Source organism: Roseateles albus, from assembly GCF_028595345.1.
Classification (GTDB): Bacteria; Pseudomonadota; Gammaproteobacteria; order Burkholderiales; family Burkholderiaceae_C; genus Paucibacter_A; species Paucibacter_A albus.
In genome coordinates, this window is the sequence record NZ_JAQQXT010000009.1 from 49,535 (window position 1) to 66,290 (window position 16,756).

Annotated in this window: 12 protein-coding genes; 1 reads left to right on the plus strand and 11 read right to left on the minus strand. The window is 63.3% G+C overall.

The genetic code is table 11. The features are described 5' to 3' along the window. Positions 1-23 precede the first annotated feature (23 nt). The 11 genes from araG to PRZ03_RS15110 all read right to left on the minus strand — a co-directional run bounded on the left by araG (position 24) and on the right by PRZ03_RS15110 (position 15,653). Positions 24-1,523 (minus strand): L-arabinose ABC transporter ATP-binding protein AraG, encoded by a 1,500-nt coding sequence (gene araG, locus PRZ03_RS15060; protein WP_273601070.1) that lies wholly within the window; start codon positions 1,521-1,523, stop codon positions 24-26. Next, a complete protein-coding gene (locus tag PRZ03_RS15065; RefSeq protein ID WP_273601071.1) occupies positions 1,520-2,515 on the minus strand; it encodes an arabinose ABC transporter substrate-binding protein in 996 nt (331 codons plus the stop codon). The genes araG and PRZ03_RS15065 overlap by 4 nt, the downstream gene beginning before the upstream one ends. A gap of 31 nt (positions 2,516-2,546) precedes the next feature. Next, the gene (locus tag PRZ03_RS15070) at positions 2,547-3,506 is read right to left on the minus strand and encodes an SMP-30/gluconolactonase/LRE family protein (RefSeq protein ID WP_273601072.1); all 960 of its coding nucleotides are present in this window, start codon (positions 3,504-3,506) and stop codon (positions 2,547-2,549) included. Between the two features lie 135 nt (positions 3,507-3,641). Further along, positions 3,642-6,128 carry a beta-galactosidase gene (locus tag PRZ03_RS15075; protein WP_273601074.1) on the minus strand — a complete coding sequence of 829 codons (2,487 nt, stop codon included), beginning with the start codon at positions 6,126-6,128 and terminating at the stop codon, positions 3,642-3,644. Between the two features lie 44 nt (positions 6,129-6,172). After that, the gene (locus PRZ03_RS15080; RefSeq protein WP_273601075.1) at positions 6,173-6,802 is read right to left on the minus strand and encodes a 2-dehydro-3-deoxy-6-phosphogalactonate aldolase; all 630 of its coding nucleotides are present in this window, start codon (positions 6,800-6,802) and stop codon (positions 6,173-6,175) included. A 13-nt stretch (positions 6,803-6,815) separates the two neighbouring features. Further along, positions 6,816-7,799, minus strand: coding sequence for a 2-dehydro-3-deoxygalactonokinase (locus PRZ03_RS15085; RefSeq protein ID WP_273601077.1), 984 nt, complete (start codon positions 7,797-7,799; stop codon positions 6,816-6,818). Further along, on the minus strand, positions 7,793-8,941 hold the full coding sequence (gene dgoD / locus PRZ03_RS15090) for a galactonate dehydratase (RefSeq protein WP_273601078.1): 1,149 nt from the start codon (positions 8,939-8,941) through the stop codon (positions 7,793-7,795). Before dgoD ends, PRZ03_RS15085 begins: the two co-directional genes overlap by 7 nt. A gap of 129 nt (positions 8,942-9,070) precedes the next feature. Continuing rightward, complete coding sequence (locus tag PRZ03_RS15095) at positions 9,071-11,161, minus strand: S9 family peptidase (protein ID WP_273601079.1); 2,091 nt, start codon at positions 11,159-11,161, stop codon at positions 9,071-9,073. Between the two features lie 53 nt (positions 11,162-11,214). Beyond that, a complete protein-coding gene (locus PRZ03_RS15100; protein WP_273601080.1) occupies positions 11,215-12,009 on the minus strand; it encodes a rhamnogalacturonan acetylesterase in 795 nt (264 codons plus the stop codon). Between the two features lie 151 nt (positions 12,010-12,160). Beyond that, positions 12,161-15,124: a TonB-dependent receptor gene (locus PRZ03_RS15105; protein WP_273601081.1), complete on the minus strand. Its 2,964-nt coding sequence runs from the start codon at positions 15,122-15,124 to the stop codon at positions 12,161-12,163. A 196-nt stretch (positions 15,125-15,320) separates the two neighbouring features. Then, positions 15,321-15,653: a cupin domain-containing protein gene (locus tag PRZ03_RS15110; RefSeq protein WP_263534027.1), complete on the minus strand. Its 333-nt coding sequence runs from the start codon at positions 15,651-15,653 to the stop codon at positions 15,321-15,323. A gap of 247 nt (positions 15,654-15,900) precedes the next feature. Between PRZ03_RS15110 and kduI the strand changes: the two genes are divergently transcribed. Further along, on the plus strand, positions 15,901-16,737 hold the full coding sequence (gene kduI, locus PRZ03_RS15115; protein ID WP_273601082.1) for a 5-dehydro-4-deoxy-D-glucuronate isomerase: 837 nt from the start codon (positions 15,901-15,903) through the stop codon (positions 16,735-16,737). Positions 16,738-16,756 lie beyond the last annotated feature (19 nt).

Sequence of the window (16,756 nt, forward strand, 5' to 3'; positions counted from 1 at the left end):
CGTGCAAATATCTAGTTACGGTCTCAGACCAGGTCGGGCAAGGCCATGCGCAAGACAGCGGTTTCGCTGGCAGCCGAGCGGTCGAGCTCGCCGCTGATGCGGCCCTCGCGCATCACGATCACGCGGTCGGCAATGCCCAGCACCTCGGGCAGTTCGCTGGAGATCACGATCACGCAGCAGCCGCTTTCAGCCACCTCGTGAATGATCCGGTAGATCTCATTCTTGGCGCCGACGTCGATGCCGCGGGTCGGCTCGTCCAGGATCAGCACCTTCAGGTCCGGCTCGGCCAGCCAGCGCGCCAGAATCACCTTTTGCTGGTTGCCGCCGGACAGCAGGCGGATCTCCTGCTCGCGGTTCGGCGTCTTGATGCGCAGGCGCTTGATGAAGGCATCGGCCAGCGCCGCCTCGCGCGCGTGGCGCAGGAATAGTCCGCCCAGCAGACCATGGCGGCGGCAGCTGATATTGATGTTCTCGGCCACCGAGGATTGCGCCAAGATGCCTTGCTCCTTGCGGTCCTCCGGGCACAGCACGATGCCGGCTTCAATCGCCGCCGACGGGCCCTTGGCCGAGACGGTTTGGCCGTCCAGCAAGACCTGACCCTGGCTGCGCGCATCGGCGCCGTAAAGCAGGCGCATCAGCTCGCTGCGGCCGGCACCGACCAGACCAAAAAAGCCCAAGACCTCGCCGGCGCGGACCGCAAAGTCCAGCGGTGCCGCAAGGTGTTCGCCGAGCATGCCGCGCACCTGCAGGCGCTCCTGGCCCAGCTGGCGCGGCCGGTAGTCATAGATATCGCTGACCTCGCGGCCGACCATATCGCTGATCAAGAGGTCGCGCGGCACATCGGCCATCACAGGATGCGTGGCGACTTTGCGGCCGTCTCGGAAGATGGTGCAGCAGTCGCACAGCGCATACAGCTCTTCCAGCCGGTGCGAGATGTAGATGAGGGTCTTGCCGCTAGCGCGCAGATCCTTTACCAGCTTGAACAGCACTTCGCTCTCACGGTGCGAGAGGCTGCTGGTCGGCTCGTCAAAGGCGATCACTTGCGCGTCCTGCAGCACCGCCTTGCAGATTTCGGCCATCTGGCGCTGCGCGATCGACAGATCGATCATCAGCGCGTCCGGGTCGAGGTCGACGCCGATCGCGGCCAGGCGTGCTGCGACCATGGCGCTGGCGGCCTTTTTGTCGACGAAGCCGAAGCGCTGCGGCAGCCGGCCCAGCAGCACGTTCTCGGCCACCGTCAGTTCGGGCACATATTGCAGCTCTTGGTGGATGACGGCGATGCCGGCCTTGATCGCGTCCGATGCCGAGCTGAAATGGCATGCCTGGCCGTTCAAGAGCAGGCGGCCGCCGTCCGGCCGGTACTGGCCGCCGAGTATCTTTAAGAGCGTGGACTTGCCTGCGCCGTTCTCGCCCAAGAGGCCATGGACCTGGCCGGCGCGCGCCTCGAAGCTGACGCCATTGAGCGCCTTGACGCCGGGGAAGACCTTGCTGACCTGGTCGAACTGAAGGGATGCTGTGTTCACAAGCCCATCTGCTTGCGCAGCTCGGTTTGGTTCTGGCGGGTCATCAAGGTGCCGCTGGTCAGGGTGACGGCCGGCGGCGCTTGGTTTGTAGTGATCCAGCTGTGCATATTGGCGGCGGTCTCGTAGCCATGGCGCTTGGGGCTGATCAAGACCGTGCCGAAAAAGGCGGTCGGCGCCGGCTTGGTGAACTCGTTCAGTGCGGTCTGGCTGCCGCCGATGCCGATGGCGATCAGCTCATCCTTGCGGATGCCGCGGCCTTCACCGGCGCGCACGGCACCCAGCACCGCTTCGTCATTCATGCCCATTGCCACCCAGTGTTTGAATTTGGGGTTCTTGGTGAAGGCGATATTGGCGGCGTTGAAGGCGTTCTCGGTGTCGGTCTTGGCCTGCGGCGCATCGATCACATTGGCGGCGGGCAGGCCGGCGGCCTTCAAGGCGTCAATGGCGCCCATGGTGCGTTCGCGCCCGGTCGGGAGTTGATCAAAGGCGACGCGCAGCGCGCCGACTTCGTTCAAATTCCAGCCGCGCTTCTTGATTTCTTCCAGCAGGCCCAAGCCCACCTGTTTGCCGATCTCATAGCCCGAGATACCCATGTGCGGGATGCCGGCAATCGGCTTGCCGGCGCCATCGACCAATTGATCATCGACCGAGATGACCTTCAGATCATGGCGCTTGGCGGCGCGGGCGACTGCCGCGCCCAGCTTCACATCGGGGGCGCAGATGACAAAGCCCTGGGCCTTTTGCGCGGCCAGATTGTCGATCGCGGCCATCATTTTTTCGCCGTTCGGGATGCCGATCTTGACGAGGGTGAAGCCCTTGTCCTTGGCGGCTTGCTCGGCGTATTTCCATTCGTCCTGGAACCAGGGCTCCTCGGCCTGCTTGACCAGGAAGCCTATCTTGACCGGGTCGGCCGCATGGCTGGCCAATGGCAGCAGGGCCAGCAAGGCGCTGGCCAATAGGGGCTTGGCCCATTGTTGTAGTTTGGTTTTCATGGCTTTTTGTCTCCGTTCTTGGGGCGTAAAACTAGGGCATTGGACTGTCGTCGAACAAGGCATCCGGCAGGCCTTGCACCAGCGGGAGCCGGCCTGCGAACAAGCTGCCGGAGGCGGGCAAGCGCTCCAGTTCCTCGCGGCTCAAGTCGCTGCGTGCCGTCGTCACCATCAGCTCGTCACAGTCAGCGCCGCCAAAGGCCGGACAGGTGGTGTTGGTGGCCGGCACGCCGACCACGCGCATGAGCTGCCCCTCGGGTGAATATTGGACCACCCGTCCGGCGCCCCATTGGGCGTTCCAGAGGCTGCCGTCAGCGGCGATGACCGAGCCATCTGGCCAGGCATGGTCCGGTGTGATGCGAGTGAACAGCCGCAGCTTGGCGATCTGCGCGCTCTCGGCGTCGTAGTCGCACTGCATGATGGCTTGGCTCAAGGTGTCGCAGAAGTACATGGTGCGGCCGTCCGGGCTGAAGCAGATGCTGTTGGCAATCGCCACCGCCGGCAGGGCCAGGCGGCGCAGGCCATGCTGCAGCGAATACTGGTAAAAACTGCCGATGGGCCGTTTGTCGCTGGCCTGGTTCATGGTGCCGAAGACGAAGAAGCCGCGCCGGTCGGTGCGCCCGTCGTTGATGCGGGTGCGCGGCTCGGCCGGGTCGACCGGCACCAGCGATTGGATCGCGGGAACGCTGCTACCTGTTGCCTGAAGGTCCGCCAGCGTGGCCAGGCATAGGCGCTTGGCCAGGCCCAACAGCAAACGGCCCGAGCGGCAATGGGCAAAGCTGCCGAGCCGGTCAGGCAGTTTGACGTTCAGCGTGCTCTCGTCGCCCGGTGTCCAGGCGTGCAGCGTCGATGCCTCGATATCAGTCCACCACCAGCGCGCGCTGCCGGCATGCCATTGCAGGCCCTCGCCCAAGGTCGCGCTCTGCGCGAGGGCGAGAGTGAGCGAGGCCTGCTCATCAGCGTGTTCAAAAGGGCTTGGTGTTTCGGTCGGCATGGCTGGCTGAGGGCGAATGTGGTGGCGAGTGCAGTCGGCAATGAGTAACAAGAGCCGATAAGTTAACGGCCTTTGCAATGCCTAACAAATGGTTTATTCGACTGCAGCTATCAGGATTATGTATAGCTGCAAGGCTCAGGGCCGCAGGCTCCAGCGGTAGACGGGGATCAGATCGATCTTGCGCAGGGCGGCTATTTGCGCCTCGCCCTTGAAGTCCGGGCGAGCTTCGCGCGGCAGGTAGATTGGCGCATCGGCGCGCAGCGGCAGCACGCTCAGGTTCAGCGGGCCCTTGGTCTTCAAGCTCTTCAAGCCCTTCAGGCCCTTCAAACCGATTTGCCATTGCTGGCCGTTGTAATACCAGTCGTCCAGCATTTTTGTGCCGGCAAACAGGCGCCCAATATCGCCGACGAAATCGATCTGCAAAAGCACATCATCAAGGCCCTTCAAGGCCTGCTTGGGCAGCTCGATCTGCCAGGCGGCCGCCGCCTTGAAAGTCTCCGGTATCGGCTGCAGCGCGGCGCGCGCCAGCCCGCCGATCATGACGGGCGGCGCTTTTTGTGCTTCGCGCACCTGCGTGACCTTGGCGGCGAGTTGGCTTGGCGCATGCTCGGCGGCCAAGACCTGGAACAGCCCATCGCGGGCCGCCGGCTTGAGCGGCAGGCTGGACTTGGGCAACTTGGGTAAGGCGGGAAAGACGGCCACGCGCAGGCTCGGCGCGCCGGCCGACAGCACATCCAAGCCGCCAGCCGCGAAATGGCTGTCCTGCGCGCTCAGCACCAGGCGCCGCTGGCCGGCCAGCTCGCCAATCGACAGTTGTTGCGTCTGCTCCGGAGTCAGCAACAGGACGGTGACGGGGCGGGCGCCGGGGCGCTTGATTGTCAGCGCCGCGTCTAGGCCGGGCTGCAACTGGTCGAGCACCAGCTTATCTCCGAGCAATTGGCTGCGCGCATGTGGTGCGCTGATATGCGTGCTGCTTGCTGCATCAAAACCCAGCTCGACCGGGATGCCGGCCTGGGCGGAGAACACATAGACGAGGCCGTCCTTGCCATGATCCAGGCGCGCGACCGGCTGGGCCGTTGCGTAGCGAAGGCGGGTGCCGCCCAGATCCAGATTGAGCGGCCAGATGAAGTAGGCGCCGTTGGCGATGTCGACCGGCTGCTGCGGGAACTGCAAGGTCTCCGTCGCCAGTTTCACCGAGAAGCGGATCTGCTTTTGCGCCGGCATCGCGTACTGCCGCACATGGTTGTTGAAGAACAGAAAGCCGCTGTCGCCCTTGGCGCGCACCGACCAGCGCGGCGCGCTCAGCTCGGCCGCGTCCGCCGGCGTGCTGGCCGGCTTGCGCACCGTCATGGTCGCAAGCGCAGGGCCGAAGTCCTGCAAGAAGTAGTGAAAGGGCCGCAGCTTGTTCAAGACCGGGCGCTGCTGGCCATCGGGCCCGAGCGGGGCGTTGAAGTCGTAGTTGATCGCGGGTGTGTCGTTGTAGCCGCCGCTGAGGGTGCTTTCCTCTAATGTGTTGACGCCGTTCACGCTGAGCGGATTGCGCCCGCCGTGGAACATGTAATAACCCATCAGATTGACGCCCGAGCCCAGCTGCACCGGCAGCATCGATGCGATGTCATCCGCCGAAACGAGTGTGCGGCGGCGGTACATGGCCGGCAGGCCGGCACCATATTCGGCACCCAGGAAGGGCGTCAGGCCGATGTCGGTCTCGGCCGTGCCGGGGGCGGTCGCGGCGGTTTGCGCGCCGAGGTCGCCGGAGACGCGGCTGTCGAAGCGAAAGGCATAGGTCTCCTTGGGCGGCAGCTCGCTTGTCGAAACGCCCCAGGGTTCGTCGGGGTAGCCGCCGAAGACGGGCGTTACTTCGCCGGATGGGTAAATCGTGCCGTCCCAGCCGGTGACGGTGTAGAGCGGTGCGTCCATACCGGCTTGCCGGGCCAGGCTCTTCAGCTTGCTGATATGGGCGGCGCCCTGGGCGGGTCCATTCAGGTTGTATTCGTTCTCCAGCTGGATACCGACGACGCGGCCGCCGTCCTTCCACATCTGGCCCTTCAGCTGCTGACCGATCTGGCCATACAGTCGCTCGACCACGGCCAGATATTGCGGGTCGTTGCCGCGCGTGGGCATGGCAGTCACGACCCAGTCCGGGATGCCGCCAAAGCGGGCCTCGGCATGGACCCAGGGGCCGATGCGCACCACCACATCGAGGCCGATCTTGCTGGCCAGCTCCACAAAGCGGCGCAGATCGCGGTTGCCGCGCCAGATGAATTGACCCTCTTGCTCTTCGTGGTGGTTCCAGATCACATAGCTGGCGACGATGGTGATGCCGGCCGACTTCATCTTGCGCAGCTCGCCCTCCCAGCTCTCGGCCGGGCTGCGGCTGTAGTGGAATTCGCCCATCACCGGCAGCCAGGGCATGGCATTGCGTGTCAGGTACTGGTTGTTGGCGCCCAGCGTCTCGCCTTTGGGCGAGACTGCACTGCCGAGTTGCAAATGGCCGGTTTGCGGTGCCGGGACTGGCGCACTGGCGTCGATCTGCAGCAGGGTCTGTGCCTGGCTGAGGCTGCTGACGAAGCTGCCGACGCAGGCGCCGAGCAGACCGGCCGCGATTCTTTTTTTGTTCATGATGTCTCTGGTTTTTTTCTTGATCAGCGCCTCGGCGCGGCGGTTTACAGCGCGCGCCAGGCCTGCACAAAAGCACGCGCGCGCTCGACCACGGCTGCGGCAGAGTGGCCCGGCGCATACAGGGCCGAACCGAGGCCGAAGCCGGAGGCGCCGGCCTGCACATAGGGCGCCATGGTTTGTGGCGTCACGCCGCCGACGGGCAGCAGAGGCAGGCTGAGTGGAATGACCGCACGCATGGCTTTGACGATCTGCGGCGTGATCAGCTCGGCCGGGAACAGCTTGACGGCGTCGGCGCCTGCATCGGCGCAAGCAAAGGCCTCGGTCGGCGTCACTGCACCGGGCACGCAGAACATGCCGTCCGCCTTGGCGGCCCGCACGACGGCAGTGTCGGCATGCGGCATCACGATCAAGCGGCCACCGGCATCGCGGACCTGGCGCGCAGCGGCGGGGCTCAACACGGTGCCGGCGCCCAAGAGCGCGTCGGCCGGCAGGCAGCGCGACAAGCGCGCGATCGAGTCCAGCGCCTGTGGCGAATTCATCGGCACCTCTATCAGGCGAAAGCCTTCTTCATAGAGATCCAGCGCGATCGCCTCGACTTCGTCGGGTCGTACGCCGCGCAGGATGGCGACCAGGGGCAGTTCGGCAAAAGCGCGGTCGAACAAAGAGCTCGTCATGGGGCGGTCCAATTCAGTGCGAGAGTTGCAGCCAACCGGCGCTTTGCGCCAGCCGCCAAAGCCCGGTCGGGGCGGTGTTGTCGAGGCGCAGCGCGACCACGCCATCAAAAACGTTCAAGCCTTGCTCGTAGCGAGCGCAAAGTTCCGGTTCGCCAATCAGCAGCAGTGGCGCCAAGCCCAAGCCATGCGCTGTGCGCCAGGCCAGGCCGGCGCGCAGCTCATGGCCGATCAGCAGGCCGGACATATAGTCGGCCAGGCCGCTGGCAGGCAGTTGCTCGGTCAAACCCAGGCTGCGCACGGCAAACAGCTGATGGCCCAGGCCCAGGTGGCCAGCGTCCCGCGCGGCCCGCACGCCGGCTAGAAAGGCGCTGGAGTCGGTGGCCGCCTCAGGCTCGGGCATCAGTCGCCCTAACACCGAATGTTGACGCAGCAGGGCAAACAACTCGCCGGTCATCTGGGTGGCAAAGCCGCGCACCTTGGCGTCGCGCAGCTCGGCCCATTTCGAATGGGTGCCCGGCATCACGACGCAGGCCGCCTCGGCCAAACCGGGGTGCAGCGCAAGGGCGCCGAACAGCTGTGTCTCTTCGCCCCGCATCACATCGGGCGGCATGCCCTGGGGCTGGTATCGCAGACCCGGCAGTATGCGCAAATGTTGACCCACGCCGAAAGCTACTTCGACGGAGCTTGCGGCCAAATCGGCTTCACTGGCGGGGCAGTCCACATAGGGCGCCTCGCGCCAGCCATGTTTAGCGCCGACCATGCCGCAGGCCAAGAGCGGCAGCGGCAGCTGCGGCTGGGCTTGCAGCCAGTCGCCGGCGATTTGTTCGAGCGCCTGTGCGTAGGCTTGGGGCTTGCCGTCCATCACGCTGGCACCCATGGCCGAGCTGCGGGACGCGAGCGTCTGGCCCTGCGCGTCGATCAGAAAGGCGCGCAGCCCACTGCTGCCCCAGTCGAGGGCGAGCAGGGCGGCGTGCTGGCCGCTGCTGGAGATCACCATTCGGCCACGCTGCCATCGGCATGGCGCCACAAGGGGTTGCGCCAATCGGGTGCATTGCGGCTGGCTTCGATGACGCGGGCCTCGTCGATCACGATACCCAGGCCCGGTTTGGGCAGTGGCGAGATGTAGCCGCCTTCGATATGGAAGTCGTCCTTGTTCAATACATAGTCCAGCAGCTCGCCACCCTTGTTGTAGTGGATGCCCATGCTCTGCTCTTGCAGGACCGCGTTGTGCGACACAAAGTCCACCGCCAGGCAAGCGGCCAAGGCTACCGGGCCGAGCGGGCAATGAGGTGCCAGCGCTACGTCATAGGCCTCGGCCATGGCGGCGATCTTCACGCATTCGGTAATGCCACCAGCATGCGAAAGGTCAGGCTGCACGATGGCGATGCCGCCTTGTTCGAACACGCGCTTGAATTCGAAGCGTGAGTACATCCGTTCGCCGGCGGCCAGCGGAATCGAGGTGCTTTCGGCCAATCGGGGGTAATGCTCGGCCTGCTCGGCCAGCACCGGCTCTTCGACGAATAGAGGCCTGTAGGGCTCCAGCGCCCGCAGCAAAACCTTGGCCATGGGCGCAGCGACGCGACCGTGGAAGTCAATGCCGAACTCAATCTCGTTGCCAAAGGCGGCGCGGATCTCGGCGATACGGGCGACGGCGCTATCCACCGCCGCCGCACTGTCGATGATGCCGAATTCCTCGGTGCCATTCATCTTGAAGGTATCGAAGCCACCGGCGCGCAGGCGCCGGATATCGGCAATCACATCGGCCGGGCGGTCGCCGCCGACCCAGGAATAGGTCTTCATGCGGTCGCGCACCAAGCCGCCCAGCAGCTCATAGACGGGCACACCCAATAGCTTGCCCTTGATGTCCCACAGCGCTTGGTCGATGCCGGCAATCGCACTCATCAAGATGGCGCCACCCCGGTAGAAACTGCCGCGGTACATCACCTGCCAGAGGTCATTGATGCGCGCCGGGTCTTGGCCGATCAAGAAGGGAGCGAATTCCTGGACGGCGGTTTCGACGGTGCGGGCGCGGCCCTCAATGACAGGTTCTCCCCAGCCCACCACGCCCTCATCGGTTTCGATCTTGAGCAGCATCCAGCGTGGCGGCAGGCGGTAGGTCGTGAGCTTGGTAATCTTCATGGGGCCGTTGGCAGTCAAGAAACAGCCGTCAGCTTAAGTCTGCGAGATAGCTTCAAAGTATCACTTTTGAGTGATTAACTATGTTGGATCCGGATAGGTGAGAGCGTGGCTGGTGGCGATGCCCAGCGGTCAATGGGCCGCTGCTGCCGGCGCCGCTTGGGCCCCGGGGCCCAAGACCTTGAGCAAGAAGGCATCGAGCTCTTGCAGCAGTTGCAGCTGATAAGGCTGGTGGCTCAGTTGATGGTCGCCGCGGTCTTGGCTGATGAAGCGATAGTCTTTGCCGGCGGCCTTGAGTGCATCGGCCATCCAGACGCTGTGCTCATAAGGCGCTTGGCGGTCCAGGGTGCCATGCACCAGCACCACCGGGACTTCGATTCTGGCGGCTTGCAGCCGGGGTGAAGTGGCTTCAAGTCGAGCCCGGTCGGAGGCCAAGCTACCGATTTGTCGCTCAAGCGCATGGGTGCTGACTAAGAGTCGGTTGTTCGCGATCTCGCGCGCGTACTCGACCAGATCGGTCAATGGCGCAAAGGCGAAGGCGCCGCGATATTGCTGCGGTGTTTTGACCGCGCCCATCAAGGCGGCATAGCCGCCATAGCTGGCGCCTACGATCGCCACGCGTTGGGGGTCGGCGATGCCGCGCTTGACCAGTTCCGCGACGCCGTCGCTGAGGTCATCCTGCATCTCCAGGCCCCAGCGTTTCAGCCCTGCCTCCATAAAGGCCTGGCCAAAGCCGGTGGAGCCGCGGAAATTGACCTGCAAGACCGCGTAGCCCCGCTCCGCCAGAAAGGCTGGCCAGGTTTCGAATTGGCTGCCGGTCGCCGCTTGCGGACCGCCGTGCGGCAACACCACCAGCGGCAAGTTTTTGCTCGGCACCCCCTTACTGAGTTCAGGCAGGCTCAGATAGGCCTGCAAGGGCAGGCCGTCGCGGGCCTTGAAGCGGATGCTTCGCTTGCGGGCCAGGTGTTCTGGGTCGAGTTGCGCGTTGAGCTCGGCCAGTACCGCCAAGGCACTCTTGCTGCGCTGACCGAGCAAGTATTCACCCGGTTGGCCGTTGCCAAAAGAGCGCAGCAGGTAGACATCGTCGTCCTTGACCAACTGCAAGAGGCGGTTGGCCCGCTTGGGCAAGGCTTTGTCTATGCGTTCAAGCAAGGCCCTATGTTCCTCGCTCCAAAAGTAGGCGGCAGCGTCTTGGCCGTTGGAGACGAAGCCCACGGCTTCACCGGTTTTGCTGGAATGCAGCAAGCGGCCCTCCAGGTCTCTGCCGGACTTGGGCTGGAACTTCAGCGTCAAAGGCAAGGTCGGGTCGCTCAGGTCCATGGTGTAGATGGCTTGGAAGCCTTCATGCATGGCACTGACGAAAAGGACTTGCGGGTCGAGCCCGAAGCCCAGTGGCAGGACGCGGGCGGGGTCAAAGAAGCCGAAGCTGCGTGCCAGCCGCCAGTTGTCGCCCGCCGGGTCGCTGACCCAGAGCGAGAACCGGCCCTCGGTGAAGCCGACACCGACCCTTACCCGGTGCTGGGCATCGGTGAACCAGCTGCGGATGTCGGCCTTGGCCTCGCGCAGCAGTTGCCGCGCGCCGGTGTTGATGTCGACTTTGAAGACGGCCGGCGCACCGCTGAATTTGGCATTCGGCTGACTCATCAGTATGTGATTGCCATCGTCAGCCAGCCAGTCAATCACCACCGCTTGGTCGAGCGCTTGGGCGATGTCCTCTTGGCCCCGCATGCGGCTGAGATTGAGCAGGTGTGAGCCATCGGCGTTGACCGCCAAGAGACGCGATTCCATGCTGTCGGCGCTGCTGAACCAGCTCACTTGGCGCGTGCTGGGGTAGCGCAAGCTGACCACCAAACGGTCGGCGTTGACCCAGCGCAACCAGTTGAACTGGTGCTCCAGATTGTCGCTGGCCATCAGTTGCTTGAACGTGCCGCCCTTGACCGGGCGGGTCACGAGCACACTGAGCTTGCCTTGATTGAGGACGGCGGCTATCTGCTTGCCATCCGGCGAGAGCTGCACATGCTGCAGCAAGGGCGCGCGAGCGAAATCTTCTATGGTCTGGGCCGGCAGTTTCTTTGTGCTTGGGCTGCTGCTTGGCTGCGAGGCCTGCAGGGTTGACTGCTCGGTAGGCTCGCTGTCTTCGGCTTGTGCAAATGCAGCGCTGCTCAGGAGCATCAGTGCGCCCAGAGCCAGCAGCGCTCTGGCGAAATGCTGGTGGGATTTCATGCGTGCTGATCTCGTTGTTGATGACGTTGGCGGGCGGGGCCAGGCTGCAGGACTCAAACAGCGGCCTTCAACCAGGTGCAGAGCGGATGGTTTTGCAGCCGCAGCGTTTGTTCGGCCAGGCCAGCCATTGCGCGTGCGCCGGCTTCGCTGAAATGGGTGTTGTCTTTCTTGCCCGCCGGGTAACGTTCATACTCACCGGGTTTGGCCCAGAGAAAGAGCGGTTCGGATTGAGCCGGGCCGAGTGCTTGCAGCAGCACGGCGCTGGCGCGGTGCAGGTCCAGCAGCGGCACGTCCATTTCAACGGCGACTTCCCGCATCACGACGGGGTAGTCGGCATGGGTGTCTTTCAAGCGGCCTGTGGCGTCAAACTCGCGCCGCATCAGGGAGGTCGCCAGCAACGGTGTGGCGCCGCGCTCACGCACATCGCGTACGAACAGCCGCAGGTTGTCGCGGTAGGCGCCGTGCGCGGTGGCGTAGCGTGCCGGGTCCTCTTTTTTTGCGTCGTTGTGGCCAAACTGGATCAGCACAAAGTCACCCTGCGCCAGTTGAGCGAGCAGATGGGCCCAGCGGCCTTCGTCTTGAAAGTTCTTTGTGCTGCGGCCATTGACCGCGTGGTTGACGATGCGCACCGGCTCTTTGACCCGCTCGCGAAACATTTGGCCCCAGCCGCGTTCGGGGTTGGGCGGGTCCAAGGGCTTGTCCGCCATGGTGGAGTCGCCGACCAGATGCAGGGCAGGGTGGACGGTGGCAAGCGGCGGCGGAGCAGGGGGTGGCGGTGGCGGGTTGACGGCGGCGGGCAAGCCGGCATCGGCCCAAACCGGCTGGCCAGCGCCGACGGTTAAGGTCAAGGCACAAGCCTGTTTCAAAAGCTCGCGCCTCTCCAAGGGCATGGTCCTGGGCATGGCATCTCCAAATTGACATCAAACAGCCGGCGAAAAAAGGGGTGCCGAGCTTGCACTCGCACCCCTTGGACTACAGCTGCAGTTTCAAGCGCGGGGCTTAGAACTTGTAGCGGAAGCCAATCAAATACTCACGGCCGGTCACGTTATTGACCACCACGCTGTCGCGCTGGCTGCTGATGTATTGATCATTGGGCTGGTTGGTCAGGTTGACGCCTTCCAGCGTGATGTCCAGCTTGTCATTGACCTTGTAGGAGATCGAAGCATCAACGTTGAAGGTCTTGTTCTTGCCTTCCACATCGTTGTTGTTCTGACCCGGCACACGCGTCAAATAGGCCTCGCGCTGTGAGCCCGACACCCGGGCGCTGAAGGTGCCGTCGTCGTAGTACAGGGTGGTGTTGTAGCTGCGCGGAGACAGATTGATCAGGTCATTGGTGATCGTTGCCGTGCTGGTGGGCGAGACGATGTATTCGATCTGTGACTTCACATAGGTGTAGTTGAACAGCGCGCCAAAGTTTTTGCCCCAGGCCGGCAAGAAGCTGAACGGCTGCTGGACATTGAGCTCGAAGCCGCTGAGCTTGCCGCCATTGGTGTTGACCGGCGAAGTGACCGCAAAGACCTCTTCGCCCGTCATGCCTGGTGGCAACAAAGACATCGGCAAGCCGGTCTGGTTGTAGGGCAAATTGGTCTTGACGGTCTGGATATAGGTCTTGATGTTCTTCTGGAACAGACCCAGGCCGACGAAGGCGTTTTTCTCGTGGTACCACTCCAGGCTGGCGTCGAAGGTGTCGGCGCGGAAGGGCTTGAGCAGCGGGTTGCCGCCGGTATAGGTCAGCGTGCCGGTGGTGCTGAGCGTGCCGCCGGGGCTCAGATTGGCCAGCTGAGGCCTGGACATGACCTTGGCGGCGGCACCGCGCAGGATCAAGTTCTTGCTCAGGTTGGCGGCGACGTTTATCGCGGGCAGCCAGTCGTCGTAGCTGTTTTCCGCTGTGACCGGGGTGCCGCCGGCCGTGGCCAGATAGCCATCCGCCGTCATCTTGGTCTTGACGTATCGCACGCCCACGTTGCCGCGCAGCGGAATGCCGCCCAGCTCGGAGGCGAAGTCTGCCATCGCAAAGCCGCCGCTGTCGGTTTCGGTGACGGTGCGGTTGTTGCCTCGGGCGTTGGCGTTGGTGGTCGAAGTCAGCGTGTAGTCGCCTGGGCCGCCGGCTGCGCCGGTTTTCAGGCAGTTGCAATAGATGTCGTAGGCGCTGCTGATGGCATTCAGGTCGGGCAGCACCCAGCTGGTGATGGTGCCGGCCGGAATGCTTTGGCCCTTGCCGAAGCCGGTCAAGCTGGTGACCAGATTGGCCTGCGTGACCCCGGCGGGCAGGGTGTTCATGGTTTCGACCGTGCGGCGGGCCTCATAGGTCTCGAACTTGAACTTTTTGAAGTCACCGCCTACTTTCAGTGTCAGCTTTTCATTGAGCTCCCAGGCCAGATCCAGATGTGCCAGGTCATTGGTATTGGTGGTGCCGTTCGGGCGGATGCGCACTTCGCTGGGCGTGAAATTGCTGATGCTGGCCGAACCGACCGGCACGCCGATGATCTTCAGACCGCCATTCGGGTCGGACGGGTTGAGCGAGCCGTAGTTCAGGATGGGCAGGCGGTCGCTACTGCGGAAGTCCATCTCGTAGCCCTGCACATTGGCGGCGTCCAAGGTGGTGGTGGTCTGGATCGGGTTCCTGAATTTGGAGGTGGCGCGGCCGAACCTTGCGTTGAGTTTCAAGGTATCGGTCAGATCCTGCTCCAGCGTCAGGGTGGGCTGGGTGAAGGTGGTGGAGAGCTGATCGAAGCGCGACTCCGAGCGGATATCGACACCGTTGTACTTGCCGTAAAGCAGGGCGCCGTTGGGCGCATATTCGGTCGCCAGCACGCTGGTTTGCGGCTTGCCGCCCTGCGACAAGGAGCGGCTGAAGGAGATCGCTTCGAGGAAGTCTTCCTTGCGCGTTGCGTCGAGCTTGGAGTACAGCATGTCGACGGTAACCAAAGTGCCTTCGGCCGGCTTGATCTGGAAGGAGCCGGTCAGACCCAGGCGTTCTTGGTCGTGGGTTAGGCGGCCATAGCGTGGCAGGCGCGGGTGGAAGTTCTCTGCTTTGCTGGCCTCTTGGTAGGCAGCTTGGTTGGCGGGGGTATTGGCCAGGCGAGGCACACCGTTGGCGGCAGGGCCGCAAGTCGTTGCGGTGGAGCCCGTCGGCAAGGTGGTGCCGGGGGCGATGGTGGCGCCCTGTGGTGGGCACCAGCCGCCGGACGATGGGCCGTTGTCCCAGCGCACGGTGCTAAAGCCTTCTTCCAGAACCTCACGTTTGGAATAGGCGCCGGAGAACAGAACCCCGATCTTCTTGTCGGCGAAGGTGTTCGACAGCAGGAAGGAGGCTTTGGGCGTGGTTTTGCCGGACAGGTCGTTGTACATGCCCTTGAGCGACATCGCACCAGTGAAACCTGCTTTGAGGTCCAGGGGGCGGGTAGTTTGCAGGTCAACGGTGGCACCCAGCGAGCCTTCGTCGATATCGGCGGAGCTGCTCTTGCGCACGGTCAAGGAGCTGAACAGGTCGGCGGCAAAGACGTTGAAGTCAAAGCCGCGTGACCGGTTGGCGCCGCCCGAGCTGTCGGTGCCGCCGGTGGTGGCCAGCGCCTCGATGCCATTGATGCGCACACGGGTGAAGTCCTGGCCCAAGCCGCGCACGGTGATGGAGCGGCCTTCGCCGGCATCGCGGTCGATCACCACGCCGGGCACGCGCTGCAGCGACTCGGCCAGATTGGTGTCGGGGAACTTGCCCATGTCCTCGGCCTTGATGACGTCAACAATGCTGTTTTCGTCGCGCTTGGCGCGCAAGGCCGTTTCCAAGGAGGCGCGAAAGCCGGTCACCGAGATGGTGTCCAGCCTGGACTCGCTGGCCGCCGCGGGCTTGCTCGCTTCTTGCGCATGGGCCGAGCCGATCAAACTCAGCACGGCCAAGGAAATCATCGACATCACGAGGGCGTGGGGATGGGACTTGTTACTGCTGCTGGGGCGCGGGTTCATGGTTTGTCTCCTGCTGTTTTTCAATGAGCGCACCGCCGCTGGGCAGCGGTACACATAGCTGGCTTGGCCTGGATGACATGTCTTCGCATGTTTGAGGGCCGGTGTTGTGTCGCATTGCATCGCGGTGCGCGCAGGGCGCCGCGATGTCTTCATGTCTGCCCGGGCGCTGCAGTGCGCGCCGGGCGAGAAAGGGGGTTTAGAGATAGTCCTCGCGGCGGGGTGAAAACTGGTCCAGCAAGGTGCTGCCGGCTGCCAGCGCGACCACGCCATGCGGTGTCAGACGCGGCGCCACAAAGGCGTCGCCGACGCGCAAAACCTTTTTGACGCCACCGACGTCGGCCTCAAACTCGCCGCTGATTACAAAAGCGATCTGGTCATGGTCGTCATGCGCATGGACGGTGCCAATCGCACCCTGATCAAATTGCACCAGCACCGACATCAGCTCCGGCGTATGGCCGACGACCTTGCGGCGTATGCCGTCACCCAACTCGGTCCAAGGTGTGGCGGCATTGTCAAAGTAGGCGTTCATAGGTTTGGGTTCCTGCGGTCGTTGCGCTGTGGTGTCTTGCCTGCGGCCTCGGCTGCTGCTTGAAGTTGCAAATCTGAGGCTGCGATGGCTTCACTATACCGCTTGCGTGAAAAAATGAAACAGTGGTTCACTAAATAGAAACCATTATTCCGGGAAAGCACTAACATCGGTTACGCTTGCACCCAACAAGACCGCAGAGTGCCAAATCAGGGCACTCGAGACCCCAGCCGATACCAAGGAGCACCTTATGCAAGTCCGTCAACCCGTTCACAGCGAACACGCCCGCAGCCTCGATACCGAAGGCCTGCGCCGCCACTTTTTGGTGGAAGACATGTTCAAGCCCGATGAGGCCACGCTGACCTATAGCCAGATCGACCGCATCATCGTTGGCGGCATCATGCCTGTCAGCAAGGCAGTGACCTTCGCCGCTGAGTTGGGCAAGTACACCGGCACCGATTTCTTTCTGCAGCGCCGCGAGTTGGGTCTGATCAATATCGGCGGCGCAGCGCGCGTCACGGTGGATGAGCAGGTCTTCGAGGTCGGCGCCCGCGAAGCGCTTTATGTGGGCCAAGGCGCCAAGGTCTTGGCGTTTGAGAGCGTCGACGCGGCCATACCGGCCAAGCTCTATTTCAATTGCGCACCGGCGCATACGGCTTACCCGCACCGAAAGGTGACCTTGGCTGAGGCTTCGCCCGAAACCTTGGGCGCGCCCGAGACCAGCAATCGCCGCACCATCTATAAATTCCTGGTGCCCGATGTGCTGCCGACCTGCCAATTGCTGATGGGCATGACGCAGTTGGAGCCGGGCAGCTTGTGGAACACCATGCCTTGCCACCAACATGACCGCCGCATGGAGGTGTATTTCTATTTCGATATGAACGAGAACGCCGCCGTCTTCCACATGATGGGCGAGCCGACGCAGACGCGCCACCTGGTGGTGCGCAATGAGCAAGCGGTGATCAGCCCGAGCTGGTCCATCCACTCCGGCGTGGGCACCCAGGCTTACACCTTCATATGGGGCATGGTGGGCGAGAACCAGGTCTTCAAGGACATGGATCATGTGCCCATGACCGCGCTTCGCTAAATTTCAAACAAGAAGAACA